Raw genomic sequence first — 26,167 nt, 5'->3', positions numbered from 1 at the left:
ATATCCTGTTATCCCCACTGGGGAGTGGTCTAACGGTAGGACAACAGATTCTGATTCTGTCAGGTGAGGGTTCAAATCCTTCCTCCCCAACCAATCCAGCCCGGCAACCGGGCCAGATCCCAAAGCTCCGGCCCAGGGCAGCATCACCAGCAGCACAGCGGTCCCATCGTCTAGTGGTTAGGACATCGCCCTCTCACGGCGGTAGCAGGGGTTCGACTCCCCTTGGGACTACCAATGAAGAGCCCCGCAAACACGGGGCTCTAATTGTATTTAAACGGTATCACTTGAAGCCCCAGTGGCTCCATCCTCCACTGATCCTCCAAACCTGTCCCGGGGAATCGATGGGACACGGGCGCCTAGTCGGGATGCCGATCGAAATTCTTCAAATGCATGAAAATCTTTCAAAGCCAGACTCACTGAAACTTTGGGCGCAGTCGGATGGCTTCCCGTCCAACCGTTTCCAATGGAGCCTGTATGTCCGAAATGACCATCGCCCCGCTGATCTTTGCCTGGATCCTGTCCGGCTGAAGGCGGCGATGATGGCCTGGCATCTCCGGCGCTGTCTTTACCCTGAAACCATGGCTGGAGGAGGATCGGTCCAGGGATTGCTTAGGATTGTGGAGCGTTAATAATTTTACTGTCGGCCCTTTCTCTGTTTGAGACAAACTTTGAAGTCGGCCCATCCCTTAGGACATCATCTCTACATGCAGCGAGACCGCGTTGCCAATTTAATCCGATTCGCCCTAGCTTCCGCGAGGAGGGAGGATCATGGATTCGGTGACTTGGGGATCATCCATCTTCTAAAATTGATGTACCTCGCTGACCTGGGATACGCCGCAACCCATGATGGTCAAACCTTCACCGAGGTCCCCTGGATTTTTTTCCACTTTGGACCATGGGATCGAGCTGTTTGGGCTGAAACAGAAGCACAGGTAATAGATCCGGAGATTGAAGAGCGGTCATTCGGCTCACGAAAAACATTTCGAATTGAATTCGAAATGGCGGCGGATGCCCTGCACGATGAACTGTCGAGCAGCCTTCCGGTGGAGGTTACACGTGAAATCGGACGCGCAGTCCATGAGTTCGGCACAGACACGAATCGGTTACTGAAATACGTCTACAAAACCGAGCCCATGCTAAGGGCCCTTCCAAATGAACAGTTAAGGTTTAGCGGGTTATCGTCAAGCCAGCTACCGTCACTTGCTATTGTGAGCGCACTGGTCGAGCAATCTAAGTCCCAACAGAGGAAGGCCGAGGAAGCAAGGGCACACTTAAGAGAAGCCATAGTTTCGACAGCCGCTCATCGGAGGGGGAGATATCTTCCGTGGCCTTCGCTGAATGAACGAGAAAAGGAAATGCTGTCTGAACTAACCCAACTGCTTGAAGATGATGAGGATCATGCCCCGGTTGGCATCCACGGGGACGTACATTTCAGTGATGAATTGTGGTCTAGCGACTTCAGACTCGAACATGGCCTTTCCTGAACTTTCTGTGCAGGCTCTTGCAGGGTCTGAATACTGGTGGATTCGTGAAGCAAATCCAAGCGTAATGCGTGGAAGCGTAGTCTGGGTTTTGGTCCCTTTCCACACAGGTATGCACGTCCGATTGGTGGTTCAGCGAAAACCCAATGAGCCCAACGACCACTTCGCTGCAAAGCTCATCACGGCGGAACAATACACACTAACCTCTCCTGATGTACCTCAGGATCTTCCCATCGCGATGTTGCCTTCGGTCGAAGATGGACATTACACCTTGAGGGTCGTTAAAAAACGGCCAGCATTGGTTCTTGGTCTCCCAGGCCAAGATATTCCGCACAATCTGGTTCAGGGAAAACCTCATTCCCGAACGGTTCCATGCATTCAGGTTGCACCCTATTACACGGTGGTAAAGCCTGGGGAGCTTCCGAGGTATTCTGCGGAATTATTGGAGATGGTCCAGCGACTTCGATTCTCACAATTTTTTTATGAGGAGCTCCCAATCCCGGGAGGATTTCCATCTATCCTTCGCTTTGATCAGATCCAATCAGTTCCGGCGAAGGAGCGAGATTTCTACGAGAAAACCCCCTGGCGGTTAAGTGGTCACGCGATGGCGATAATTGATGAAATTCTTGAAACTCATCTCTGGGGCGGAATCCCAGAAAAGGGGATATTGGCAACGACTGTTCTTCCCCTGCTTGCATGAATGTGGCTGGGAGTTGAGTCACAGCCTTTGTACGAAGGTTCAGGAAGCATAGACCTCATGCATAGACCTCATGTCTGATACCGTCATGCTTTCAATCTTCGGCTCGCGATCGGACCGGTTAACTTTGTTCGTCAGCTTCCACAAGGAGTGCGGATCATGCATTGGCACGAAGCATACGAAAAGGTACTGCCACACATTCTTCGCATAGAGACACCAGATGGAGCAGGGACTGGGTTTTTATTTGGTTATAACGCTGACAGGTCACTAGCGGCAATTGCCACAGCTGCTCATGTGGTGGATAGAGCTCACGCTTGGAAGCAACCCATCAAAATAATTCACCACACCTCTGGTCAGGAAGTCTTCCTACAAGGCCATGAACGCGTTGTCTTCCTTGATCGGAAACGCGATTCCGCAAGTATTCTAGTCCCCACCGGGACTCTTCCTCTTCCGGAAAGTCCTCTTCCTCTAATGGATGTAAAACAAATCAAGAAAGTTGGTGTTGTTTTGGCCTGGGTCGGTTTCCCGTCCGTTGCATATCCAGAACTTTGCTTCTTCACTGGATCTGTCAGTGCCTTTTTATTTAATGACGATTGCTATCTAATTGATGGAGTGGCGATCAACGGGGTCAGTGGTGGTCCAGTCTTCGATGCATTGACTGGCAATCAACCAGAGCTTGTAGGTTCTATTTCTGCATATATCTCCAATCGTGTTGGCGGAGCCTCTCTACCAGGGTTGCTACGAGCCCAGGACATCACTTCGTTCCATGAAGCGCTCCAAACTGTTAGGTCACTCGATGAAGCTCGTAAAATGGAAGAAGAGCAGTCAAAAGATCAACCTCCTTCTGTGTCCCCCGAAAACTAACCCATCGTTCAAGTCGGACTCTAACCTCTCGTTCAACCCGGACCCAACCGTGCTCGACTACCGTCATGCTTTAGGTTTCCGGCCCTCGGTGGGCCGTTTAACTTTGTTCGTTAGGCGCAACATCTCTTAATTTCGCCAACCCTTAACTCGGCAGAAACCCCATGCCTGAAAAAAAGAAAAGCGTGTCCCCACCACCCAAATCGACGGCCCCTTCAGGATCTTGACTTGGCAGGTACATGCAGAGGGAGCCAGCGTCCGCATTCTGCTGAACCAACGCCTGAAGGACGCCGGTTTGACGGCAAGCAAAAAGCGGAAGGTGTCGCGGCCCAAAAGGAGGACCGTACGTTTCTAATGAATCTCCATGAGCAGGGACTCCGGTTTAAAGGGGAGTGATAGCCAAGACCCCGAGCTAGGGTTGGCTATCCAGCTCGTATCCATCCCTGGGGAATCCATCTGCCGTTCGCCCCTCGAACCTCTACCGTTCGCGGAAATTTTTTTATGTCCAGGTTCGGCCAGATCACGCTCTGCAACTACCGAACACGGAGGCGCGATGGATTGGCTGGGGGTCGTGAATCAGGTCCGCACACAGGTTGCCCGCAGCGGCGAAGCCCTCGTCCCCTGGTCGGCCATTGTGCAGGCGGCCAACACCATGCCAAGAAGCGCGATAGCCATGCAGGCAGCGGAAAGTCCAGGTGTGGACCCTTCACCGATGGGCCTGTTGAAGCAGCTCGCGGAGAGCGAAGGAAACCTTGAATTCACCATCGATTTCTCATCGAAATTGGTCCACCTGAAGAAGCCCATGGCCACTTCACCCGGGCGCGCGGCGCCGCCGGGGGGGCCCCCCCCCCCCCCCCCGCCCCCCGCGGGCCCCCGCCCCCGCGGGGCCGGCCCCGCCGCGGGCCGGGCCGCCCGGGCGCCGCCCCCCCCCCGCGCTCTCCCCGCCCGCTGGGTGGGTGGGTTGACCCACGGACCTCCGCCCGGCCGACATCCCGAAACTTGCCCGAAGACGGAACGGCGCCTGGAGCTTTGATCAGCTCCGATCCGCCAGGGCCCGCAGGAGGGCGGCCTTGAGCTTTTCGCGCGTGTAGGGTTTCGCCAGGAAGACCCCGTTCCATTCACCGAGGATCTCCTGCTCGCTGTAGCCGCTGCACAGGACCACGGGCAGGTCCGGATGGTCCTTCTGAAGCACCGCGAGCGTCTGCCGGCCATCCATCCTCGGCATCATGAGATCCAGGATCACGATGGAACAGGGTTCGCTGGAGGCCAGCTTCTCGATGGCCTCGACGCCATCGCCGGCCACGGCCACCTGGCACCCCATGCTCTCCAGGAGATGGCGGGTGGCGGTCCGGATGTTCTCCTCGTCGTCCACCAGGAGCACGCGGAGCCCCGGGGGCAAGGCGGTCTGGATCTCCACGGCCTCTGCCTTGGCGGTGACGTGGCGCCCTGCGCTGGGGAAGTAGAGGCGGAAGGTGGTGCCTTCGCCGGGGACGCTGTCCATCCCAAGCGCGCCTTGGTGGGCTCGCAGGATCCCCAGCAGGGCCGAGAGCCCGAGGCCTCGCCCGGCATCCTTGGTGGAGAAGAAGGGGTCGAAGATCCGGGTCTGGAATTCCGGAGCGATGCCGCACCCGGTGTCGCTGACTTCAAGGAACACATAGTCCCCTGGCCTGGGCGGAAGCTCCGCGCGGAGGCCCGCGGCGTCCTCGGAATCCAGCCTGGCCAGCCCGGTGGCGATCCGGATGCGTCCAGGCTGGTCCCCGATGGCGTCCGAGGCATTGGTGACCAGATTCAGCAGCACCTGCTGAAGCTGGGCCGCATCGCCCTCCAGCGACGGCAGATCCCCGGGCAGTTCCAGCTCCAGGCCGACCTTTTTCGAGAGGGACGCGGACAGCAGCGTCGCCATCTCGCGGGCCACTGTGCTCAGATCCGTCGGGCCTACGATGAAGCGGCCCCTGCCTGAATAGGCGAGCATCTGCCGCGTCAGGTCCGTGGCCCGCCCCAGGATGCCCTCCATGATCCGGATGTGGCCCAGGGCCTTGTGGCCTTCGGGCAGCTCGAGCGCCGCCAGGTCGAGGTGGCCCATCATCGCCGTCATGAGGTTGTTGAAGTCGTGGGCGATGCCTCCCGCAAGGATGCCCAGGCTCTCCAGCTTCTGCGCATGCAGGACCTGGCGCTCCAAGGCCATGCGTTCCCGCTCCTCGCGCTTCCGGTCGGTGATGTCCCGCCAGGTGGTGTAGAGCATCTCCCGGCCGCTGAGCGGGAAGGGCGTGAGGGTGACCTCCACGGGGAAGTCCTCCCCATCGGTCCGCCGGTGCATCCATTCGAAACGGTGGCCGCCCTTCGCATGGGCCAGGCGGATCATCTCGAGGGCCTTTTCGGGGCTGGGGCGGCCGTCAGGCTGGGCGGGTGGCGAGAGTTCCCAGGGGTGCATCCGCATCAATTCCGGCTCGCTGCAGCGCATCATCTCCAGCACCGCCGGGTTGCAGTCCACAAACCGGTCCCCGTCGAGGAGCAGGATTCCGTCGTAGCTTCTCTGGTAGATCTGGCGGAATTTCTCCTCGCTTTCCCGGAGGGCCTGCTCGGCCTGCTTGCGGTCCGTGACGTCCCGCCCTTCGGGGAAGAGCCAGCGGACCTGCCCCGATCCGTCCCTGAAGGGCGTCAGGGAAAAATCCACCACCCGCACCTTCCCGTCCACGCCAAGGTGGGTCGCTTCCAGGCGGACGAAGCTCCCGGCGGAAGCCTTCGCGATGGCGTCCTTCACGTCCGCCTGGGCCCTGGGATCGTGGGACCACCAGGGCGTTTCCCAGAAGGGCTGGCCGATGACTTCTTCCTCCCCTATCCCGATGATCTCCAAGGCGGAGGGATTGGTCGTCAGCACCCTTCCCCCGGCATCCAGCACCCCCATGAACTGGAAGGCGTGCACATACAAAGCCTCGAGCATCTCCGGGGGACGCGGCGCCAATGGACCTCCTGGGAATTGAATTGAAGGTACGACAGATTCCGGACCTGGGAAGCCAGGAAGTTTTTGCCGAATCCATGGCCGATGCAGGCCGGCCTGGGGTGGCAATCCTTCGGGCCTCCGAAATCCTTGAGGTGCTACCCTTGGCGTATTCCCCCACAACGGCATGGATCCGAAACGCCCGACCCAAGACAACACCTTCGACCTGGATGGCGCCACCATGGCGGCCAGCTCGGCCTATCTGCGCTCGAATTCCCCTTTCGAGGAATGGGCGCTGATCCGCTACGTGGGGCATCCCATCGGCGAAGTCATCACCTTGCGCCCCAAGGGCATGGTCATCGGCCGCTCCGCGGAAAACGACATCTGCCTGGCCGAGGCCGAGGTGAGCCGCCTGCACTCGAGGATCGATGTGGTGATGGACGAGGGGCAGGCGGTTTCGGTGACGCTCCAGGATCTGGGCTCCACCAATGGCACCTTCGTGAACGGAAAACGCCTGGTGGCCGGCGCCGAGCCCACGGAGCTGAACAACGGCGACGTGATCCGGGTCGGCAGCCACGCCTTCAAGCTCAAGCGCCTGGACGACATGGAACGCCACTACCACGAAGTGGTCCTGACCCAGACCACCGTGGACCCCCTGACCGGCGTGGGCAACCGCGCGACGGTGCTGGGCCACCTGGAGAAGCATTTCGACCTGGCGCGGCGCTACAAGCGGCCCCTCTCCGTGATCCTCGCGGACCTGGATTTCTTCAAAGCCGTCAATGACACCTATGGCCATGCCACGGGCGATCTCGTGCTGCAGACCTTCGGCATGATCCTGCTCGGGCGGCTGCGGGGGAGCGACCAGGTGGGCCGCATCGGCGGGGAGGAATTCCTGGTGGTGCTCCCGGAGACCCATGGGCACGAAGCCGTGAGCGTGGCCGAGAACCTGCGCAACGCGATCAAGGCCGAGCCCGTGAGCCGGCCGGACGGCACGCCGTTCTACGTGAAGGTCAGCCTGGGCGTGGCCCAGGTCCATGATGCGGACGCCAATGCCGGATCGCTGCTGGCGCGCGCGGACGTGGCGCTGTACCGTGCGAAGAACCTGGGGCGCGACCGGGTGGAATTCGATTCCCAGCTCTGACCCGTGCCTTCCGCATTGATCCCGCCTGATGCCGCCCGGCGCCTGTTCATGGGCGCCCAGGGCCTGCTGGACGACCCGGAGGGGCGCGCCACGAAGACCTCCCTGGCGAAGCTCATCAGGCGTCTGGGCTTCGTGCAGATGGACTCCATCAATGTGGTGGAACGGGCCCACAACCTGACGCTGCACACGCGCCTGGATGGGTTCAGCCAGGAGCAGTTCGCCCGCGCCCTGGAGCAGGACCGCTCCCTTTTCGAGCATTGGACCCACGACGCCTCGGCCATCCCGGTGGAATGGTTTTCCCACTGGAAGCCGCGGTTCCGGAAGGACCGGGCGCGCATCCAGGGCAATGCCTGGTGGCAGTACCATTTCCGCGGCGTGGAGGGCGGGCAGGTGGTGGCCCAGGTCCTGGAGCGCATCACCCGGGAAGGCCCGCTGAAGAGTGCGGACTTCGAGCATCCGGAAAAACGCGGGCCCTGGTGGGGCTGGAAGCCCCAGAAGGCGGCGCTGGATTTCCTGTGGCGCACGGGCGAGCTGGCCATCGCCAAGCGGGTCCATTTCCACAAGGTCTACGATCTCACCGAGCGGGTGCTGCCCCATGCGCATGCTGAGCCCGAGCCCGATGAAGAAGCCCACATCCACTGGGCCTGCTCGTCGGCGCTGGAGCGGCTGGCGGTGGCTTCGCCGAAGGAACTGGCGGATTTCTGGGCCGACCTGGATATCGCCCAGGTCAAGGCCTGGTGCGAACGGGAAGCCAGGGCCGGCCGCATCGCGGCTGTGAGCGTGGAAAGCGCCGATGGCTCCGGACCGCGGGCCGCCTACGCGGCGGCGGATTGGGAGGCGCGCCTGAAGCGCCTTCCGGATGCGCCGGACCGCACACGGCTGCTGTGTCCCTTCGACCCGGTGCTCCGGGACCGCTCCCGGGCGCTGCGCGTGTTCGGGTTCGATTACCGGTTCGAGGCCTTCGTGCCGGACGGCAAGCGCGCCTATGGCTATTACGTCCTGCCGATCCTCGAAGGCGAGCGGATCGTGGGCCGCCTGGATCCCAAATTCCACCGGGACCAGGGCCTGCTGGAAGTGAAGGGGCTCTGGTGGGAACCCGGCGTCAAGGCCACCCGGCCCCGGAAGAAGGCCCTGGAGGCCGCGCTTGAACGGTTGGCGGGCTTCATCGGCGCCGAGACCTGCGAACTGCCGCGCGACCCCAAAAAATAATGGCCTATCTCAGCGTCATCCCGATCTCCCGCAGCACGGGCTCTGGCGAGGGATTGCGGGGAAGATGGCGCAGGGCCTGGTAGACGAGCTCCTGGGAAAGCTTCAGATCCGCCGAGGACTGAGCGAGCTTCCCGATCCCGGCCTTCCACGGCGCCAGGGACGGCGCTCCCCCGCACCGGGACCGGGCGGCATCGTTGAGCAGCGCCAGGAGCAGTTCCAATGGCTGGCGCAGCTGCTCGCTCACCGCCATTTCGGAAGTGCGGTCCGGAACCAGGGGCCCGGCCGCGTCGCGGAAGGAGGTTCCTGAACTCAGCCGCAGCCAGGCATCGACCTGCGCGGCGGCGCGCTCGAAGGCATCCCGTTCCAGGAACCGCAGCGAGCCCGCCGAGAGCGCCGTCCAGCTTTCCCGTTCTGCCTCGCCCCAGCCGTTGGCGAGGGCCACGGCCCAGGCTTCGTCTCCCGAGAGCGGAGCGAAGGCGATCCGCTCGCAGCGGGACCGTATGGTCTGCAGCATCGCATCGGGGCGATGGGTGATCAGGACCACATGGGTGCCCGGCGGCGGTTCCTCCAGGGTCTTCAGCAGCATGTTGGCCGCGGCCCCGTGGAGCCGGTGGGCATCCTCGATCAGGATCCAGCGGTGGCACCGCGGCGGCGGAGCCATGGCAGCCCAGGCGATGACGCCGCCCTCCACGAGGTCCGAATCGCGGACGGCGCCGACCTTGATGATCCCCGCCTTGCCCTCGGGCGCGATGCGCAGCAGGTTCGGCAATTCGATGGGCAGCGGATCCGTCCAGAAGGCTTTGCAGCCCTGGCAGGCCCCGCACGCGCTGCCCTTGAAGCAGAGCTCCCGCTGCGCCAGCTCCAGCGCGATGCGGCGCTTGCCGATGCCATCCAGCCCCGCGAATATCAGCGATCCCGCCAGCTTCCCCGCCTGCAGGCGCGACAGCAGGTTTTCCCGGATGGCCCTGTGTCCGATCAGTCGCCCGTCAAACATCATTCCACCGCGAATCCCGCGTTGCGGAGCAGGGGAGCCACGCGGCGCCAGATGGTTTCCTCCACCTCGGCGGGGGAGTCCCTGGCGGGGACCACGACCACGCGCAGCGGCTCGGCGAGGGCGATGGCCAGGAACCGAGCGCGGACCCGGGCGTGGAATTCCAGTTGCCGTTCATCGAAAAGGGTCTCCTTGAACTCTTCGCCCATGGAGAGGTTCCGGACTTCCACCCGCTGCAGGCTCAAACGGGGATCCATGTCGAGAAGCAGGGTCAGATGGGGCTTCAGGCGTCCGAGCACCAGCTCATGGAGCCGGTCCAGCATGTGCTCGGACACGCCCGCGGCGCCCTGGTAGGCCCGGGTGCTGTCCTCGAAGCGGTCGACCAGCACGATTTTTCCGGCCTCGATGGCCGGCCGGATGACCTGGGCCAGGTGCTGGGCGCGGTCGGCGTAGAAAAGCAGCAGTTCGGCTTCGGCGCACCAGGCCTCCCCGCTGGGATGGCGCGTCAGCAGCAGGCTCCGGATATCGCGGCCCAGGGCCGTTCCGCCCGGCTCCTTGGACACCACGACGGGCAGGCCGAGCCGCCGGAGATGCTCCGAGAGGCGCAGGAGCTGGGTCGATTTGCCGGACCCTTCCACGCCCTCCGCGGTGATGAGCACCCCTGTCACGCCTTCCTCCTTGCGATCTTTATTCAGGATACCGGGAGCCAAAGGATGGAGTCTGGCAGGGATTAGGCCTAAGATTGGCCTGAGCCGTCTTCAATATCCCCCCCCCAAACCAACAAAAAAAAGCCGGGATTGTAACGCCCCCTAACCATTCGGAGTGCGCCGTGCTTGAATCCGTTCACTGCCCGAAATGCGCGACCCATTACGCGCTCCGCCCGCCGCGCGTGCAACACCGGCACCGGCGGGCGAAATGCTTCACCTGCGACCATATCTTCCCCATCGCCGAGGAGGTCCGGCGTCTGCTGGCCTTGACTCCTCTCGGCGAAGGCTACGAGGCTTCGCTCGACGGGATCGGCGGATTCGGCGACCAGAGCGGTGCCACCATCGGCGTCGAAGCCCAGGACCTGGAGGTCCAGGCCGGTTCCACCACGGGCATCTCCGAGGACGATATCCGCGCGGCCTACGCGGATGCGGCCACCACCACCGCGGAGCGGCCCCTGCTGCTTCCGGATGCCACGGAAACCTTCTCTGAGGGCCCGCTGACCCACCTTCCCACGCTCACCTTCCAGGATCTGGAAGAACCCGACAGCGCCATGGAGAGGACCCTCGTATTGAACCCCGAGGCGCACCCTGAACATCGGCCGTATTCGGAGATGCCGGCATTTCAGGCGCATTCGGAGGAGGAATTGGAAGCCCTGGGGCTCGGAGGACCGCCGCCCATGCCCGAAAGCCTGGTTGGCAGCGCGCCCAAGGTGGAGCCGGAAATGTCCCCCGATGGCACTTCCACCTACAGTTCCGCCCGGGACGCCATCGACAAGCTCATGGCCGGGACGCCCTCCGTACAGCGGGCGCGGCCTGTTTCCATGGGCATGCGGGGCGGCGCCCCCATGGACGTGGAAACCACCCTGGACGCCCTCGAGTTGACCCTGGGCGGCATTCCCGCCCCTCAATTCGACACTTCCATGGAGCCTGGCTCCACTTCGGTGCTTTCGCCGAGGGAACTCGACCAGGCCATGTCCGCCCAGACCGCAGAGCCGGAGCCCTCCGCCTCCACAAGGCTCATGCATCATGAAGACATGCCGGTGGAAACATCGTCCCCGCAGGCCAGGACCATGATGATGCCGATGCCGGCCTTGGTGCCGCCGCCCCCGGCCTCCGCCCCCACGGTCTTCCTGACTGCGCCGAGGCCGGCGCCCATGCCCGCTCCGGAGCCCGAGCCAGCCTCGGCGAAGGACCCGAACCTGCTCAAGATCCAATTGGAAACCGAGACCCTTTCCAACGTGGCCATGGATCAATTGATCCAGATGGTGGAGCTGGGCCGCGTGAAGGAATACCACCTGGTGGCCCGGCAGTTCAGCGAGAACTGGCTTGAGGCCAACAAGGTCCCGGCCCTGCGCCCGGTCTTCGAGCGTCTGCGCCGCATCACCCAGATCGGCCCCGCGCCGACCCTAGCCAACGAAACAGCGCCGGTGAAGAAGAGCCTTTTCGGTGGTCTGTTCGGCAGCAAGAACTGAGCGCTCTCAAATCACGCGCCGGAACCTTAAGCTCCGCAGCCTGCACCAAAGGTTGCGGGGCCAGCTAGCCTTTTCGGAGTTGTCATGAGCCTTCTTCCCCTCCTCCTCCTGCTTGCGTTCCAGAACCAGCCCGCTCAGGAAACGAAGCCAGCGGAGCCCGTGAAAGCCGAGGCTGGAATCGCGAAGCAGGAACCCCCGGTTCCCGCGCAGCCCCAGCCGTTGAGCTTCTTCAGCGGGACTTTCCCGTTCCATTGGAACCAATCGCAGCCCCTGGACGTGGATGTGGACGGCCTCAAGGTCACGTCCATCGCCATCGGCAAGCGGGAACCCAAGACCAAGCTCCTGCAAGGTCCCGACTATGGCACCCGCGCCCTGCTCCACGTGACCAACACTTCCAGGAGGTCCCGCATACCGGGATTCGCCATCGCCGTGTTCGACAAGGAGGGACGGCTGCTGGGCGCCGCCAACGGGGGCACCAAGGTCGGCACCGTAAAGCCTGGCGCGACCGAAACTTTCGATCTGGCTTTCTTCCAGGTGAAGGACCGCCTGCCCAAGGGCGATCATTACGTGCTGAGCGTGGAGCTCAGGAACTGATCGGGGTTGAGGCTCTGAGGCGATCAGCAATCGGCGATCCGTGAATTGGATGCGCTTGGCGCACCTTCTTTCACTCGTGCCTCAGAGCTGTTGGCTCATGGCTCATAGCTCATAGCCCATAGAGCCCGCCCTCACACCGCTTCCTGGTCGTGGTAATGCTCCAGCAATTCCTTTGCTGTGACGGTGGCGGTGCCCATCTTGGCGACCACCACACCGGCGGCGGCGTTGGCGAGCATCGCCGCATCCTTCCAGTCGGCGCCGGCGGCCACGGCGGCGCTGAAGGCCGCGATGACCGTATCCCCGGCGCCGCTCACGTCGAACACTTCCTGCGCCATCGTGGGAATCATCCAGGGTTCCGCATGCTCGGCGTCCGGGGCGAACAGGGCCATGCCTTTCTCGCTGCGGGTGATGAGCAGGCCCGAAAGGCCGAGGGCGGCCACCAGGGCCTTGCCCGCGGCGGCGACTTCCGCATCGCCGATGGCTGGCATCCCGCTCAGTTCGGCGGTTTCTTTGCGGTTGGGCGTCATCAAGGTCGCGCCCTGGTACAGCGCGCGATGGGCCGGCTTGGGATCCACGATCCAGGGGATCTGGTGGCGGGCGCAAAGCTTGCGCACGCAATCCATCACCTGGGGCCCGATGATGCCCTTGGCATAGTCCGAAACAATGAGCGCTCCGCTTCCAGGAAGCTGGTTCTCGATCTGGCCGAGAAGGCCCCCCAGGGCCGTCGCATCCAGGCTCCGGGGCTCCTCCCGGTCGATGCGCAGCATCTGCTGGGTCTGGCCGATGACGCGGGTCTTGATGATGGTGGGCCGCGACGGATCCATCACCAGGCTCGCCGTCTCGATGCCGGAATGCGACAGCAGTTCCAAGAGCCGGCCGCCGGCCGCATCCGCCTGAAGCGTGCCGATGAGCAGAGGCTCGGCGCCCAGGGCCTTAAGGTTGGCGGCCACGTTCGCCGCCCCGCCGAGCACCGCCTTCTCACGCACGATCCGCACGATGGGCACGGGCGCTTCCGGCGAGATGCGGCTCACCTCGCCGAACAGGTATTCATCCAGCATCAGGTCGCCCAGCACCGCCACCTTGAGCCCGCGGATGCGGTCCAGCAGCGACTTGGCGTGGTTCAGATCCAGCTTCACGCGTCGGCCTTTTTGGCGTGCTCGCTGAGCATCACCGGAATGCCGTCCTCGATGGGATAGATCAGGCCGCATTTCAGGCAGAGCAGCCCTTCGGCCGATTCCTGGATGTCGCCATGGCAGGGGGCGCCCTCGTGATCGGCGGGGCAGCAGAGGATTTCCAACAGTCGGGGGTCGAGCATGAATCATCCTAGCTTGGTTGTCCCTCCATCTTAGCGGCCGAATCTGGCCCGCGAAGGGCCGCGAAACCGCTGCGCTCCGGAGAAGGACCGCGAAGAAACCTGGAATACCCAACCCCTTCCTGCTTCAATCCGGACGGGATCGACTTCCGGGGTCTTGTGACCAGGCCATCCGCCTCGCGAAGGCAAATTCGCGGCCCTTCATTATTTTTTCGCGGCCCTTCGCGGGCGGGCTTTTCTGACTGGGGTCCAGGGAGGTCCTGGCAATCCTACTTCAGAGCCTTCGCCGCGAGCTCCAGCACATCCTGGGTCGCCAGGGATTCGTGGCCGGTCTCGCCGGCCGCGTTGTTCATCATCACGTTGCAGAAGGGGCAGGCCACGGCCACGGTGGTGGCCTTCGTCTCCACAGCCTGCTCCAGGCGCGCGTGGTTGACCCGGGTGCCCAGCTTCTCCTCCAGCCACATGCGGCCGCCTCCGGCGCCGCAGCACTGGGTGGCCTCGCCGTGCTTCTCCATCTCCGTAAGCTTGATGCCGGGGATCGCGTCGAGGATGGCGCGCGGTGCGTCCACCTGGCCGTTGTAGCGGCTCAGGTAGCAGGGATCGTGGTACGTGAGATCCGCCTGCACGCTCTGCTCGAGCTTGATCCTGCCCTTCGCCACCAGGTCCGCCACCAGCTCGGTGCCATGGACCACTTCGAAATTCCCGCCGAAATCCGGGTACTCGTTCTTCAGCGTGTTCAGGCAGTGGGGGCAGTTGGTGACGATTTTCTTCACGCCGTGGCCCTTCAGCACTTCCACATTGGCCTCGGTGGCCGACTGGAAGAGATACTCGTTGCCCAGGCGCCGGGCGGATTCGCAGGTGCAGGATTCCTCGGTGCCCAGGATGGCGAAGGAGACGTCGGCGGCTTTCAGCAGCTTCGCCAGGGACTTCGAAACGCGCTGGCCCGCGGCATCGTAGGCGCCGGCGCAGCCCACCCAGAAGAGGTACTCCGCATCCGGTTTCTCCGCGATGGTGGCAACTTCAAGGCCTTCCGACCACTTGGCGCGGTCTGCCTGGGGCAGGTTCCAGGGATTGCCCTGGCGTTCCATGCCCTTGAAGGCGACCTGGGCCTCGGCGGGAAAATCGCTCTCTTCCAGCGTGAGGTTCCGCCGCATTTCCACGAGCTTGTCCACGAAGGTGATGTGGAGCGGGCACGCCCACTCGCAGTAGCCGCAGGTGGTGCAGGCCCAGATGGTGTCGGTGCTGATGGCGCCGCCCAGCTGCTCCGCGCTCCAGGGGGAATGATCGGCCTTGAGATCCCACACGGAGCCCTCGGGCACCGGGCCGCCGATGAGCTTGCGGCCCTCGGGCACGGGCTTGTCCTGGCCCAGTTCATCGGCCTTGGTGGCGCTGAGGTAGTGGCGCAGATCGTTGCCGAAATGCTTCGGCCTCAGGGGCTTTCCAGTGAGCGTCGTGGGGCAGTTCTCCAGGCAGCGGCCGCATTCCACGCAGGTGTAGAAATCGAGCATCTGCTTCCAGGTGAAATCCTGGATGCGGTTGGCGCCGAAATGCTCGGCTTCCAGATCCATGGGCTTGAGGTTCTTGTGGGGGTCCAGAGCCCGGAAATACACATTGAAGACCGAGGTCAGCACGTGGAAATGCTTGGAGTAGGGCAGGAAATTCAAGAAGCCGAACAGGATGACAAGGTGCAGCCACCACATGCTCTTGTAGAGGATGAGAATCCCCGTGCCCTGGCCCAGGAAGCCCGCCACCCAGTTGCTGGCGAAGGCCCAGGACTTCCATGCGGGGGCATGCAGGGCGATGAAGGCGCCATCCGCCAGCAGATCCGTGGCCATCAGCCCTCCGATGAGGCTGAGGGTGGCCCAGCCGTCCATGGAGTTCTCCAGGCGCCAGGGCTTGGCCACGATGCGGCGGGCCATGGCGAGGCCGATGCCCAACAGCACCAGCACCTCGAACAGATCCTTGGTCCCCTGGTAAACCAGGCCGAAGCCGCCGAGGGCTTCAGTCATGTGCCAGTTGAACAGGCCTTCCAGGATGAGCCCCAGGGACCGCAGGGCCAGCACGCAGAACCCGTAGAAGATGAGCAGGTGGTAGAAGCCCGCGTAGGGATCCCGCAGCAGGCGCTTCTGTCCGAAGACCAGCACCAGCACGCCCTTCAGGCGCTCCATGGGACGGTCGAGGCGGTTCTCGGGCAGGCCGGCCTTGAGGGTGGCGATGCGCTGCCGGATGGTCCAGGCGAAGAAGGCCAAGGCACCGGCCATGAACAGCCAGAACAGTCCGATCTCCAACGGTTTCATGGTGCCTCCGCGTTCGTCCCGCTGATGGGCGTGGACCCGAGTTTCCAACGAGTATGAACCGCTCTCCAGGAATTTTGGGATGCTACCTGGAGTGAGGCTCGGGCCGCACGGACCTGGAAGGGCTGTCAGAATCAGGGGATGGACACTCCAGCTTCCAGGAGCCTCACGTTTGAAGCCGCCGTGGAGCGGCCCTTGTCGGTGGTTTTCAAATTCCCGATGGAACCTGGGAAGGCCACGACTACCGCGTGGAGGTGATCACCGCGCGGCAGGGTCTGGACGCTTTCGACGTGGTGATGGACTTCCGAGAACTGGAAGCCGCGATGGATCGCATCCTCGCCCCGCTGCAAGGCCGGCTGCTCTCGGAGCTGGGCCTGGCGGGACCACTGGAACTGGCGAGGAAACTCGCCGATGAGTTGGCCCCCAATGTGCCCAGCCCGGCCCGGCTTTCCGAGGTCGCGCTTACGGATGGCCGCGGGCGGCGAATCGCCGTGCGACCTTGATGATGCGCATGAGGCCCTGGATGGAACTGCCCGCCTACCTGGCCCTGGCGCTCGTTTGCGCATGGTTCGCAAACACCTTGGCGGGCCCGGCGCGGCGGCTTTCCTGGCGGCTCAGGCAGCCCACGGCACCTGCCATTTCAAGCCTTCCGGCGCCATCGGCCGCGTTGCCTTTGCCACTGCCGGCCATCGCGCCGCCCAAAACGGCCCAGCCTGCGGACCTGGTGGCCCATCCGATGTCGGCGGCCAAACCCGCTGCGCTGGGCTCCACCTCGCCCTCCGATCCGAAGACTGAGGTGATGGCCCGCTTTCCGCCCCTGGTGAATGAAGCGCAGGCGGCCATCAGCGGCGATGAGGCTGTGTGGCTCCACGCCCACGGCGCGCTGTTCCTGGACGCGCGGCGGACGGCGATGTACGAGGCGGGCCACATCCCCGGCTCGAAAAACGTTTCCGCCTGGGAAGACGGCCTGGCGGAAAAGGTCGACCAGCTTTCCCTCTTCACGAGGGATCTGAAGATGCCCGTGGTCGTCTACTGCTCGGGCGGCGACTGCCACGACAGCCATCTCGTGGCCCAGAAACTGTGGCTGGCGGGCTTCCGCAACCTGCGCATCTACACGGATGGATACCCGGACTGGGAAGCCCGGAACCTGCCCCTGGCCAAGGGGGACCAACCATGACCTGGCTGTTCCATCCCTTGGCGCTCCGCCTTTCGCGCGGGGCCCTCGCGGTCGTGATGCTCCTGGCGGCGGTTTCCAAGCTCGCTGATCCGCCGGGATTCGCGCAAGCGATCTACGCTTACGACCTCGTGCCCATGGCGCTGGTGGCGCCGCTAGCCCTCACCCTGCCCTGGCTGGAAACGCTCACGGCCCTGGGCCTGGTCCTTGGCGTGGCCCGCCGCAGCGCGGCCCTGTTGATCCTGGTCATGATGCTGGCTTTCCTGGGCGGGCTCGGATTCAACCTGGCCAGAGGGAATCCCGTGGACTGCGGCTGCTTCGGCGCGTCGAAGGTGCAGAAGACCAAAGACCAGCGGCTTTTCGACATGAAGATGGCCATGCTCCGCGATCTGGGCTTCGCCTTGCTGGCCCTGCATGCCTTGCTGGCGCCTGGGCAAAAGCCGGAATGAGGCCGTGGGTCCCCGTTGCTGCGCTGGCCTTGGCCTTGAGCCCCCTGGCGGTGGTCCATCCCGTGCGCGTCACAGGCCGCAGCATGGAGCCCGCCCTGCGGAACGGCGAGCTGGCCTGGGCGCTTCGGGCCTGGTGCGCTGGCGCGCCGGAACGCGGCGGCCAGTGGCTGGTGGAAGGACCCGAAGGCCTGTCCGTGAAGCGCGTCGTGGGCCTGCCGGCCGAGCGCGTGGAGGCGAAGGACGGCGAGATCCTCATCAACGGGTTGCGGCTCCAGGAACCCTACGTGGAGCTGGAGGACCATGCCACCGGTGCCTGGGATTGCCGCGATGGCTATCTGGTGCTCGGCGACAACCGCCCCCGGAGCCACGACGGCCGCGCCTGGGGACCGCTGCCCAAATCCGCCTTGAGGAGCAGGGTGCTCCGCTTCGGTTCCGAAAGCGGGAAAAACTAGTCGCGCTCTTTCAAAGCTCCACCAGCTCCACATCCTCCAGCTTCTCGCCGAGAAAGCGGGAGCCCACTTCTTTGAGACGCGTCCCGGCATCGGTGAAGAGGACGCGCAAGGGGCCGGACGCGGTTCCGGTGCGATAGCCGACGGTGCTTTTCAACAGGGCATCCACGGCGCTGGCGGTGACATCGCCGCTGTCGATCCAGGTGGTGCCGGGCCGGGCGCGGTCCAGGGAGGGGCGCAGCACGGGATAGTGGGTGCAACCCAGCACGATGGTCTTCACGGCGTCCGGCAGTTGCTTCAGGTAGCGTTCGCAGATTTCCGTGGTGATGGGATCGTCGAGCCAGCCTTCCTCGGCGAGGCTCACCAGCAGGGGGCAGGCGAGGCTGTGGATCTCAGCATTGGGCGCGCGGCGGCGGATGGCGGTTTCGTAGGCGCCGCTCTGGACCGTGGCCAGGGTGCCAATGACGCCCACGGGGCCCTGGGCTTTCGAGGCAGACTCGGCGCCGGGATCGATGACGCCCACCACCGGGCACCTGGCGGTGGCCTGCAAGGCCGGCAGGCCGTGGGCCGAGGCGGTGTTGCAGGCGATGACCAGCAGCTTCGGGTCATAGCGCTGGAGGATGGCTCCGGCCTGCAGCGTGTAGCGTTCGATGGTGGCGTGGCTCTTGGTGCCGTAGGGCACGCGCGCCGTGTCGCCCAGGTACACCAGCGCTTCGCCCGGCAGCAGGCGCCGCAGGGCATGGATCACCGTGAGGCCGCCGATGCCGGAATCGAAAACGCCGATGGGACGGTCCGGGTTCGTGCCGCTCATGCCTGCCGCTCCGCCAGGATCGCCACCCAGGCGCCTTCGGTGAGCAGCTTCAGCGGCTTGAATCCGTAGGCGGCCAGGCTCACCAGGGCTTCGTCCTGGCATTCCGCGAGAATGCCCGAAGCGACGAGCCACCCGCTGGGCTCCGTGATTTCAGCCATGCGAGGCAGCAGGTCCTGGATGGTCAACAGCAGGATGTTGGCCAGCAGGCCGTGGTAGGGGGGCCGGATTCTCCCGTCTTCCAGATCGCCCACGAAGTAGTCGAAGGGCGTGGGTCCTCCCAGGCCTGCGTTCAACCCGATGAATTCCTCCATGGCCGGGCCGCAATCGGGATCGATGTCGAAGGCCGTGATGCCGCGCGCGCCCAACAGGTAGGCGGTGAGGGCGAGGATGCCCGTGCCGGCGCCGACATCCAGGATGGGGCCTTTGAGTTTGCCTTCCTGGGCGAGCTGCTCCAGGAGTTCCATGCAGAGCCGCGTCGTCTCGTGGCCGCCGGTGCCAAAGGCCAGGCCTGGATTCACGGTGATGGCGAAGCGGTCCAGGGGCATGGATCCTTGGTCCCAGGCGGGCCTGACGAAAAAGCGCGAACCCACTTCGAAGGAGCCGAAGCCCTCGCGGCTTTTGGCGATCCAATCCTCGTCGCCAAATCGCTCGGTGGATTCCAGAACCACGCCGGGAAAGGCCGCCAGGCCCGCCGGATCCGGGCCTTCAGAGCCTGGAGGAAAGTAAGCGAAAAAAGATTTCGGAGGGTCCGCATCACGGTAGGTGGCCGTCGCTCCGGATTCCTGGAGCCAGTCGCCAAGCCCCTCTTCCATTGAATCGGGCACCGAGAGGCGCCAGCGCAGGTGCAGTCCGGTCGGATCCACGCTTCACTCCACAGGCACGGCAAAGGGCTTGAAACCCGCCGACTTCATTTTCACCGCCGCGGCGTCCACTTCGGGTTTGGCCCCCGCATGGTTCCATCTAACCTTGTAGGTGCCATTGTCCTTCACGATCTGGGCGGGAAAGCCTGCGGCCTTGGCCTTGGCCGATAGGCGGGCCGCCTCAGCCTTGTCCGGGGTGGCGAGCAGTTGCAGGGTCCACTTGCTGGTGGGCGGCGCCGTTGCGGCCGGCGTCGCCGGAGCCGGCTTGCCTTCCGGCTTCAGCTCCGGTTTGGTCTCGGGCCTGGCATCGGCCTTGGCGTCTTTCTTGGAATCCGTTTTGGCAGCCGCGTTTTCCGGATCGCCGTCGAACGATTTCAACTGTTCCAGGATGGGCGCCGGCAAAGCCTTGAGATCCTCGCCGCCGCCTTTGGAAGCGGGTAGATGCAGCGCTGCGCTCTGCTTGCCCACCTGCACGCCCAGCACATAGCTCAAGGTCAGCAGGGCCACCCCGACGCTCGTCACCACCAGGATGCTGGAGCGGTTGAGCAGGATGGCGTGCGGGTCGCGGAAGCCCATGCTAAAGCCTAACCCGCCTGATCACCGCCGCGCACTGGCAGCCCAAAGAGCCGGGACCGCTCAAGAGCACTTGGCCTTCCTGCGCTTCCAGCATCCCGGCAGCGAGCAGCTGGCCCCCCGAACCGCAGAATTCACCCCAGATGAGTTTGGGGAACCGGGGCTCCGGCCAATCCGGGTGGAGCTTCCGAAGCGCTGATTCCAGTTCGTCCAAGCGCCGGGAGCCGTTGCTCCCGCCGATCCACACGGCTGGGGTCTCGGAACCCAATGCTTCTGAAACCGCCATGGCCAGGGATGCAGCGCGGGCCTCGGAACTCTCTTCGACGGGGGCGGCGCAGGCCACGGCCGCCACCTCGGCGCGGATGCGGGCGCCACGGGATTCGGCGTGGTCCCGGGTCTCCAACAGGAAAGCCTGGGCTCCTTCCCCCGGAAGGTAGCCCGTGCCCGCCTCCGCGATGGGGTCGCCATGGACGGCCAGGCGGCCCGCCCGGCGCAGCAACTCCATCTGCAGGGGGAAAAGCCCATCGGTGCCGATGACCAGCACCGCATCCGCGACGCCGCGCCGCAGCCACCGCGTCGCCTGGTCCAGGGCCATGAAGGCCGCATTCTCCCGCGCCACCTGGGTGCTGCTGGGCCCCTTGATGCCGAAGGCCAGGGCCACGTGCCCCGAGGCGGCGTTGGCCACGCAGTTGGGGAACACCATCGGGGAGGCACCTTCCGGCCCCCGTTCGAAGTAGGGCCGCATGAAGGCTTCGCCGGCCTCGCTGCCCCCGGTGACTGTGCCCACGGTCATGGCCACCCGGTCCCCGAGGGCGCCCGCCGTCCAGTCTACGCCGCCGTCCGCCAAGGCCTGGTGCACCGCCCCCCAGGCGAAGCGGGAAGGCCGGTCCAGCCGCCGCATCTGCATGGGCGGAATGATGCCTGCGGGCTTGAAGGCCGAGCAGAGGGCGCCGCGTCCCGCCCCCAGATGGGGAGGCAGTTCGGCGAAACATGGAATCCCCGAAACCCAGGAGCTGCGCGCGGCTTCAACGCCGTCGCCGCAGGGCAGCACCAGGCCCATGCCCGTGATGACGATGCTGGCTTCTCCGGGAAGCGGTTTCATCGTCCCTCCCAGCGCTTGAGGGCGAGGCAGGCATTGTTGCCCCCGAAGGCGAAGGCGTTGACCAGGGCCGCGCGCACAACGCGTTCCCTCGCGAAGAGCGGCGTGTAATCCAGATCGCAGGCGGGGTCGGGGTTTTCCAGCCGCAACGTGGGGCTGACCTTGCCCGTCCTGAGCGCCATCACCGCCGCGAAGGCGCCCACGGCGCCGGAAGCGCCCAGGGTATGGCCGAACTGGGACTTGGTGGAGGTCACGGAAACCCGCGCCGCGGCCCCGCCCAAGGCGGCCCGGATGGCCGCGGTCTCGGAGCTGTCGTTGGCGGGGGTGGCGGTTCCGTGGGCGCTCACGAGGTCCACATCCTCCGGATTGAAGCCCGCGCAATCCATGGCCATGCGGAGGGCCATGGTCGCGCCTTCGCCCTCGGGATGCGGCGCCGTGGAATGATGCGCGTCCAGGCTTGCTCCGTAACCGCAGACTTCCGCCTGGATTTCAGCGCCTCGGGCCAGCGCCTGGTCCAGGGGTTCCAGGATGAACTGCGCGGCGCCCTCGCCCAGGTTCAGGCCCGCGCGGTCCCGGCTGAAGGGCCGGCAAAGGCCAGGATCCATGGCCTTGAGGCTTGAAAACCCCGCGTAGGTGGTCATGCACAGGGTTTCGGCGCCGCCGGCCACGGCGAGGTCCAATTCCCCGGAGGCGATGCGCTCCCAGGCCTGCCCGATGGCCATCAGGGAGGAGGAACAGGCTGTCATGACGGTGCTTCGAGGCCCCATGGCGCCCAGCTCCCGGCCCAGCGCATCCGTGATGGTCGTGGGGCTCTGGTAGATCGCGTCCGCGGCCCCCGGCCGCCGCCCCGCCATCCGGCCCTGCGCGAAGGCCTCGGCGGATGGCAGGCCCGAGGTCCCGGCGCCCTGGAAAGCGCCCATGCGGCGTGGATGCAATCCCTTGGGGCCCAGGGTCGTCCGCAGGGCTTCCCTCAGCGCCACCAGCGCGATGTGTTCGCCGAACGTGACCCTGCGGCCCCGGTCAGGGCCCGACGGCAGGCGCACCTCGGCAGCCAGCTGCGCGGGCTCCCCTGGCATCGACAATTTGGTGAGCGGCCCTATCCCGCAGCCGCCTTCGAGCATCTTCGCCCAGGTCGAAGGAGCATCCTGGGCAAGGCTCGAAACGAAGCCCACTCCCGTGATGGCCACGCGCCGGATCATGCCGGGTCCGTGGGGCTGGCGACGTTCTTCAACAGCAGCTTGGCCGTGCACAGAACGCGGCCGTCGCAGCTGACGCTCCCCTTGATCCGCATCAGGCCACCGAAACCCGCGTCGGGGCTGACTTCCAATCGAAGCTTATCGCCGGGAAACGCCGCGCCCTTGAAGCGGGCGTCAAGCACCTGGGCCAGGAAGATCGCCTTGCCCCGCAGGGGCCCGGGTTCCAGGAAGCCACCGGCCTGGGCCAGCATCTCCAGCATCAGCACGCCCGGCAGCAGGGCCTTGTCCGGGAAGTGGCCCTGGAAATACGGCTCGTTGATGGTGAGCAGTTTTTCCGCCACCACCCGCACACCCGGCTCCCGCTCCAGCACCCGGTCCACCAGCAGGAACGGGTAGCGGTGCGGCAGTTGATCCTTGACGGCCTCCCCGTTCATGTCCTTCGGGCCCCAGCTTTTATTCCGCCGCCGGTCCCGCTCACGCGGCCCGGTGTTCGGCGATGAAGGCCGTCAGCGACTCCACGTTCTTGAAGGCTTGCAGGCCCGCGGCTTCATCCTCGATCTTCACGCCGAAATGCTGTTCGATGCCGAGCACCAATTCCAGCGCATCGATGGAATCCAAGCCCAATCCCTCGCCGAAAAGGGGGGCAGTGTCATCGATCTGATCCGGCGTCATGCCTTCCAGCTTCAGGCGCTCGATGATCATGGTTTTGACTTCGGTCTTCAATTCGCTCATGCAGGCCTCGTTGGATTGATTCTAGCTTGAAAGTGCCTTTGGTCACGGCGCCCGGCCCGGGCAGGGGCCGCGCCGAAATAACTTGTGCAGTTTAGGGCGTTTCGCTGCGGCCCCTTCCGTCGGGCCATCATCGAATCGACTAGTTTATTTGGGCCCAACGACTTAGGATGAAGGGTCCTGGAAACCACTATGCACAGCCCCCTTTCCCCCTTTCTCGGCGTCCTGATCCTCCTGCTGGTGGCCCTCGTGGTCGCCGCCATCGTGCTGATCCTGTCCGGCGTCATCCTGCCGCGCTTCAAGCCGAACAACCCCCAGGCCAACAAGCTCATCCCCTACGAATGCGGAGCCCCGCCCCTCCAGGAGGGCGCCCGGCACCGGTATTCGGTGAAGTTCTACCTCACGGCCATGCTCTTCATCCTGTTCGATGTGGAAGTCGCCTTCATGCTGCCCTGGGCCGCGCAGTACAAAACGCACCTCAACACCTTCATTCCCATGCTGACCTTCTTCGCCACCCTGCTGGTGGGTTTCATCTACGCCTGGGGCAAGGGCGCTTTCGAGTGGGAGCGTTGATGGCGTCCGAACTGAACATCAACGATGCGGTGCTCACCACCCGGCTAGACACGGTTGTGAACTGGGCCCGCAAGAATAGCCTCTGGCCCATGCCCTTCGGCACCGCCTGCTGCGCCATCGAATTCATGAGCGTCATGGCTTCCAAATACGATATGTCCCGCTTCGGCGCTGAAGCCATGCGCTTCAGCCCGCGGCAAAGCGACATGATGCTGGTCCTGGGCACGGTCACCAACAAACTGGCGCCGGTGCTCCGCACCATCTACGCCCAGATGGCAGAGCCCAAATGGGTCATCAGCGTCGGCGTCTGCGCGTCGAGCGGCGGCATGTACCGCACCTACGCCACGCTGCAGGGCATCGACCGGGTGGTGCCCGTGGATGTCTACGTGCCTGGCTGCCCGCCCCGCCCCGAAAGCATGCTCTACGGCCTGATGAAGCTGCAGGAAAAGATCGAAAAGGAATCCCTTTCCATGCGCAAAGACCACATCTTGCGGTTCTACGAGAGCCTGGAACGGCAGAAGGAACTGGAGGCCAGCCGCGGACTGAGCCCCCACCAGGCTGTCCGCGAAATGATCCTGGATGCGGGAGATCGCGGTCTGGCGACGATTTTTTAACCGCGAAAATCGCGAAAGGACGCTAAAAATGAACGCCATGCTTCTGGTTTTTTCGCGGTTTTTAGCGCCTTTCGCGGTTAACGGCTTTTGAGGTTTCCATGATCCTCGAACAAATTGAAGAGCGGCTCCCGGGCGCCATCACGGATCGACACGCATTCCGGGGCGACTCGACCATCGTCGTCGTGAAGGAAAAATTTCTCGATGTGGTGGACCTCATTTTCAACGACGGCTACCAGCTCCTGGTGGACATCACGGCGGTGGACTGGCCTGAGCGCCGGATGGGGGACCGAGAGGTGCGGTTCGACGTCGTCTACCACTGGCTCAACCTGACCAGCCAGGAACGCCTGCGCATCAAGGTCCCGGTGGCGGAGGGCGAATCGGTCCCGAGCCTCGCGGATCCGGGCCTCAAACACCCCTTCAAGACCGCCGACTGGTTCGAGCGCGAGGTCTTCGACCTGTTCGGCATCCCCTTCGAGGGCCACCCCAACCTGGTGCGCCTGCTGACCTGGCGGGATTTCCCGGGCCACGCGCTGCGCAAGGACTTCCCCCTCGACGGCGGCGATTCCTTCTGCATGGCCGACAGCACCGCGCCCTACGCGAAGCACATTCCCACGACGAACCCGTGAGCACACCAATGGCAACCATGGAATCCATCGCACTCTCCGCCCAGCAGCTCGACGGCGACCGGATGGTCGTCAACATGGGGCCGACGCATCCGGCCACCCATGGCACGCTCCGCATCGTGCTGGAGCTGGAGGGGGAATTCATCACCCGCGCCACCCCGGAAATCGGCTACCTGCACCGCGGCGTGGAGAAACTCGGCGAGAACTTGAGCTACCACCAGTTCGTGACCCTCACGGACCGCCTGAACTACTGCTCCTCGATCATGAACAACGTCGGCTATTCCCACGCGGTGGAAAAGCTCCTGGGCATCGAGATCCCCGAGCGCGCGAAGATCATCCGCGTGCTGGTGTCGGAGCTGGCGCGCCTGGCGGACCATGTGGTCTGCATCGGCATCAACGCCGTGGACATTGGCGCCTTCACGGCCTTCCTCTACTTGTTCAGACAGCGCGAGACGGTCTACGACCTGTTCGAGATGGCCGCGGGCCAGCGCCTGCACACGAGCTTCACCCGCGTGGGCGGCCTCTTCCGCGATCTTCCGGAAGACTTCTTCCCGCTGGCGGAGCGCTTCCTGGAAGAGTGCCCCCCCACGATCGACGAACTCGAGGGGCTGCTCACCCGCAACCCCATCTGGCACGACCGCACCAAGGGCGTCGGCGCGCTGGCGCCCGAGGAAGCCATCTCCTGGGGCTACACCGGCCCCTGCCTCCGGGCCTGCGGCGTCCCGCAGGACCTGCGCAAGACCCAGCCCTACCTCGGCTACGACCAGTACGACTTCGACATTCCCGTAGGCACCACGGGCGATGTGTTCGACCGCTACCTGGTGCGGGTCGAGGAAATGAGGCAGTCGCTCCGAATCATCCGCCAGGCCCTCGACAAGCTGCGCGAGTTCGGCCCGGGCCCGGTTCTGGTGGACGACTACAAAGTGGCCCTTCCCCCCAAGGAGAAGGTCTACACCCGGATGGAGAGCCTGATCCACCACTTCAAGCTCGTCATGCACGGCATCGAGATGCCGGTCGGCGAAATCTACAGCGCCACCGAGGCCGCCAACGGCGAGCTCGGCTTCTACATCGTCAGCGATGGCGGCAAGAGCCCCTACCGCATCCGGGTCCGTCCCCCCTGCCTGCCCATCTTCAGCAGCTTCGACCAGAAGGTCCGCGGCCGCCTGATCGCCGACGCCGTCGCCGAACTCGGCGCGATGAATATCATTGCAGGCGAGCTCGACCGCTGAGGCGCCGAGTTCGAAGAGGCGGACAAAGCTGGGCCGGTTCAGGCGCGATGAGGCCGAGCAGCGCGAGGCCCACGGTGCCGCAGGCACCGCCCGA

At 64.3% G+C, this 26,167-nt stretch carries 28 protein-coding genes and 2 tRNA genes; 17 read left to right on the top strand and 13 right to left on the bottom strand.

What is annotated here, in order from left to right:
* The first annotated feature begins 18 nt into the window (after positions 1-18).
* The 5 genes from IPQ13_10675 (at position 19) to IPQ13_10655 (ending at position 3,042) form a co-directional block, all read left to right on the top strand.
* Positions 19-93: transfer RNA gene (locus IPQ13_10675), tRNA-Gln, on the top strand.
* 66 nt (positions 94-159) lie between these two features.
* Positions 160-234: transfer RNA gene (locus IPQ13_10670), tRNA-Glu, on the top strand.
* Between the two features lie 470 nt (positions 235-704).
* Positions 705-1,484, top strand: a complete 780-nt coding sequence (locus IPQ13_10665) for a hypothetical protein (GenBank protein MBL0211356.1) — start codon at positions 705-707, stop codon at positions 1,482-1,484.
* Positions 1,471-2,181 carry a hypothetical protein gene (locus IPQ13_10660; GenBank protein MBL0211355.1) on the top strand — a complete coding sequence of 237 codons (711 nt, stop codon included), beginning with the start codon at positions 1,471-1,473 and terminating at the stop codon, positions 2,179-2,181. The genes IPQ13_10665 and IPQ13_10660 overlap by 14 nt, the downstream gene beginning before the upstream one ends.
* Before the next feature lie 156 nt (positions 2,182-2,337).
* A complete protein-coding gene (locus IPQ13_10655) occupies positions 2,338-3,042 on the top strand; it encodes a trypsin-like peptidase domain-containing protein (protein ID MBL0211354.1) in 705 nt (234 codons plus the stop codon).
* Between the two features lie 1,030 nt (positions 3,043-4,072).
* On the opposite strand, the gene IPQ13_10650 is transcribed toward IPQ13_10655, so the two are convergent.
* Positions 4,073-6,001 (bottom strand): PAS domain S-box protein, encoded by a 1,929-nt coding sequence (locus IPQ13_10650; GenBank protein ID MBL0211353.1) that lies wholly within the window; start codon positions 5,999-6,001, stop codon positions 4,073-4,075.
* A gap of 163 nt (positions 6,002-6,164) precedes the next feature.
* On the opposite strand from IPQ13_10650, the gene IPQ13_10645 reads away from it, so the two are divergent.
* Both IPQ13_10645 and IPQ13_10640 read left to right on the top strand, forming a co-directional pair.
* Positions 6,165-7,118 (top strand): GGDEF domain-containing protein, encoded by a 954-nt coding sequence (locus IPQ13_10645; GenBank protein MBL0211352.1) that lies wholly within the window; start codon positions 6,165-6,167, stop codon positions 7,116-7,118.
* Between the two features lie 48 nt (positions 7,119-7,166).
* Entirely contained in the window at positions 7,167-8,327 is a 1,161-nt protein-coding gene (locus tag IPQ13_10640; protein ID MBL0211351.1) for a YcaQ family DNA glycosylase, read from the top strand.
* Between the two features lie 4 nt (positions 8,328-8,331).
* Here the strand turns inward: IPQ13_10640 and IPQ13_10635 are convergent, their stop codons facing one another.
* Both IPQ13_10635 and tmk read right to left on the bottom strand, forming a co-directional pair.
* Complete coding sequence (locus IPQ13_10635) at positions 8,332-9,321, bottom strand: hypothetical protein (protein MBL0211350.1); 990 nt, start codon at positions 9,319-9,321, stop codon at positions 8,332-8,334.
* A complete protein-coding gene (gene tmk, locus IPQ13_10630) occupies positions 9,321-9,986 on the bottom strand; it encodes a dTMP kinase (GenBank protein MBL0211349.1) in 666 nt (221 codons plus the stop codon). Before tmk ends, IPQ13_10635 begins: the two co-directional genes overlap by 1 nt.
* Positions 9,987-10,147: 161 nt before the next feature.
* Between tmk and IPQ13_10625 the strand changes: the two genes are divergently transcribed.
* Positions 10,148-11,497 carry a hypothetical protein gene (locus IPQ13_10625; protein MBL0211348.1) on the top strand — a complete coding sequence of 450 codons (1,350 nt, stop codon included), beginning with the start codon at positions 10,148-10,150 and terminating at the stop codon, positions 11,495-11,497.
* Positions 11,498-11,581: 84 nt separating this feature from the next.
* On the top strand, positions 11,582-12,091 hold the full coding sequence (locus IPQ13_10620) for a hypothetical protein (GenBank protein ID MBL0211347.1): 510 nt from the start codon (positions 11,582-11,584) through the stop codon (positions 12,089-12,091).
* 131 nt (positions 12,092-12,222) lie between these two features.
* Here IPQ13_10620 and rfaE1 read toward each other — a convergent pair whose 3' ends face one another.
* The 3 genes from rfaE1 to IPQ13_10605 form a co-directional block, all read right to left on the bottom strand.
* Positions 12,223-13,227: a D-glycero-beta-D-manno-heptose-7-phosphate kinase gene (gene rfaE1 / locus IPQ13_10615; GenBank protein ID MBL0211346.1), complete on the bottom strand. Its 1,005-nt coding sequence runs from the start codon at positions 13,225-13,227 to the stop codon at positions 12,223-12,225.
* Entirely contained in the window at positions 13,224-13,406 is a 183-nt protein-coding gene (locus IPQ13_10610) for a Trm112 family protein (GenBank protein MBL0211345.1), read from the bottom strand. Before IPQ13_10610 ends, rfaE1 begins: the two co-directional genes overlap by 4 nt.
* Positions 13,407-13,672: 266 nt before the next feature.
* Positions 13,673-15,700 carry a (Fe-S)-binding protein gene (locus IPQ13_10605; protein ID MBL0211344.1) on the bottom strand — a complete coding sequence of 676 codons (2,028 nt, stop codon included), beginning with the start codon at positions 15,698-15,700 and terminating at the stop codon, positions 13,673-13,675.
* A 245-nt stretch (positions 15,701-15,945) separates the two neighbouring features.
* Between IPQ13_10605 and IPQ13_10600 the strand changes: the two genes are divergently transcribed.
* The 4 genes from IPQ13_10600 to lepB are packed head-to-tail and all read left to right on the top strand — an operon-like array spanning position 15,946 to position 17,772.
* Positions 15,946-16,200: a hypothetical protein gene (locus tag IPQ13_10600; protein MBL0211343.1), complete on the top strand. Its 255-nt coding sequence runs from the start codon at positions 15,946-15,948 to the stop codon at positions 16,198-16,200.
* A gap of 20 nt (positions 16,201-16,220) precedes the next feature.
* Positions 16,221-16,874: a rhodanese-like domain-containing protein gene (locus tag IPQ13_10595; GenBank protein MBL0211342.1), complete on the top strand. Its 654-nt coding sequence runs from the start codon at positions 16,221-16,223 to the stop codon at positions 16,872-16,874.
* Positions 16,871-17,320, top strand: coding sequence for a DoxX family membrane protein (locus IPQ13_10590; GenBank protein ID MBL0211341.1), 450 nt, complete (start codon positions 16,871-16,873; stop codon positions 17,318-17,320). Before IPQ13_10595 ends, IPQ13_10590 begins: the two co-directional genes overlap by 4 nt.
* Complete coding sequence (lepB, locus tag IPQ13_10585) at positions 17,317-17,772, top strand: signal peptidase I (GenBank protein MBL0211340.1); 456 nt, start codon at positions 17,317-17,319, stop codon at positions 17,770-17,772. Before IPQ13_10590 ends, lepB begins: the two co-directional genes overlap by 4 nt.
* 10 nt (positions 17,773-17,782) lie before the next feature.
* On the opposite strand, the gene IPQ13_10580 is transcribed toward lepB, so the two are convergent.
* From IPQ13_10580 to IPQ13_10550, 7 genes are read right to left on the bottom strand one after another with little or no spacing between them, the layout of a single operon-like run.
* Positions 17,783-18,580, bottom strand: coding sequence for a glutamate racemase (locus tag IPQ13_10580; protein ID MBL0211339.1), 798 nt, complete (start codon positions 18,578-18,580; stop codon positions 17,783-17,785).
* Complete coding sequence (locus tag IPQ13_10575) at positions 18,577-19,443, bottom strand: 50S ribosomal protein L11 methyltransferase (protein MBL0211338.1); 867 nt, start codon at positions 19,441-19,443, stop codon at positions 18,577-18,579. The genes IPQ13_10580 and IPQ13_10575 overlap by 4 nt, the downstream gene beginning before the upstream one ends.
* Before the next feature lie 3 nt (positions 19,444-19,446).
* The gene (locus tag IPQ13_10570; GenBank protein MBL0211337.1) at positions 19,447-20,016 is read right to left on the bottom strand and encodes an SPOR domain-containing protein; all 570 of its coding nucleotides are present in this window, start codon (positions 20,014-20,016) and stop codon (positions 19,447-19,449) included.
* Position 20,017: 1 nt separating this feature from the next.
* Positions 20,018-21,115, bottom strand: coding sequence for a hypothetical protein (locus IPQ13_10565; GenBank protein MBL0211336.1), 1,098 nt, complete (start codon positions 21,113-21,115; stop codon positions 20,018-20,020).
* Positions 21,112-22,311, bottom strand: a complete 1,200-nt coding sequence (locus IPQ13_10560; protein MBL0211335.1) for a beta-ketoacyl-[acyl-carrier-protein] synthase family protein — start codon at positions 22,309-22,311, stop codon at positions 21,112-21,114. Before IPQ13_10560 ends, IPQ13_10565 begins: the two co-directional genes overlap by 4 nt.
* Positions 22,308-22,742, bottom strand: coding sequence for a 3-hydroxyacyl-ACP dehydratase FabZ (gene fabZ / locus IPQ13_10555; protein MBL0211334.1), 435 nt, complete (start codon positions 22,740-22,742; stop codon positions 22,308-22,310). The genes IPQ13_10560 and fabZ overlap by 4 nt, the downstream gene beginning before the upstream one ends.
* Positions 22,743-22,782: 40 nt before the next feature.
* A complete protein-coding gene (locus tag IPQ13_10550) occupies positions 22,783-23,040 on the bottom strand; it encodes an acyl carrier protein (GenBank protein ID MBL0211333.1) in 258 nt (85 codons plus the stop codon).
* A gap of 189 nt (positions 23,041-23,229) precedes the next feature.
* On the opposite strand from IPQ13_10550, the gene IPQ13_10545 reads away from it, so the two are divergent.
* The 4 genes from IPQ13_10545 (at position 23,230) to nuoD (ending at position 26,073) form a co-directional block, all read left to right on the top strand.
* Positions 23,230-23,610, top strand: coding sequence for an NADH-quinone oxidoreductase subunit A (locus tag IPQ13_10545; GenBank protein ID MBL0211332.1), 381 nt, complete (start codon positions 23,230-23,232; stop codon positions 23,608-23,610).
* Complete coding sequence (nuoB, locus tag IPQ13_10540; protein ID MBL0211331.1) at positions 23,610-24,221, top strand: NADH-quinone oxidoreductase subunit NuoB; 612 nt, start codon at positions 23,610-23,612, stop codon at positions 24,219-24,221. Before IPQ13_10545 ends, nuoB begins: the two co-directional genes overlap by 1 nt.
* 98 nt (positions 24,222-24,319) lie before the next feature.
* The gene (locus IPQ13_10535; protein ID MBL0211330.1) at positions 24,320-24,847 is read left to right on the top strand and encodes an NADH-quinone oxidoreductase subunit C; all 528 of its coding nucleotides are present in this window, start codon (positions 24,320-24,322) and stop codon (positions 24,845-24,847) included.
* Between the two features lie 17 nt (positions 24,848-24,864).
* Positions 24,865-26,073, top strand: a complete 1,209-nt coding sequence (nuoD, locus tag IPQ13_10530) for an NADH dehydrogenase (quinone) subunit D (GenBank protein ID MBL0211329.1) — start codon at positions 24,865-24,867, stop codon at positions 26,071-26,073.
* Positions 26,074-26,167: the final 94 nt, after the last annotated feature.

The sequence above is a fragment of the Holophagaceae bacterium genome (genome assembly GCA_016720465.1).
Lineage (GTDB): Bacteria > Acidobacteriota > Holophagae > Holophagales > Holophagaceae > JANXPB01.
Note: the sequence above shows the minus strand (reverse complement) of the source record. Positions and strands in the feature narration are given on the sequence as shown.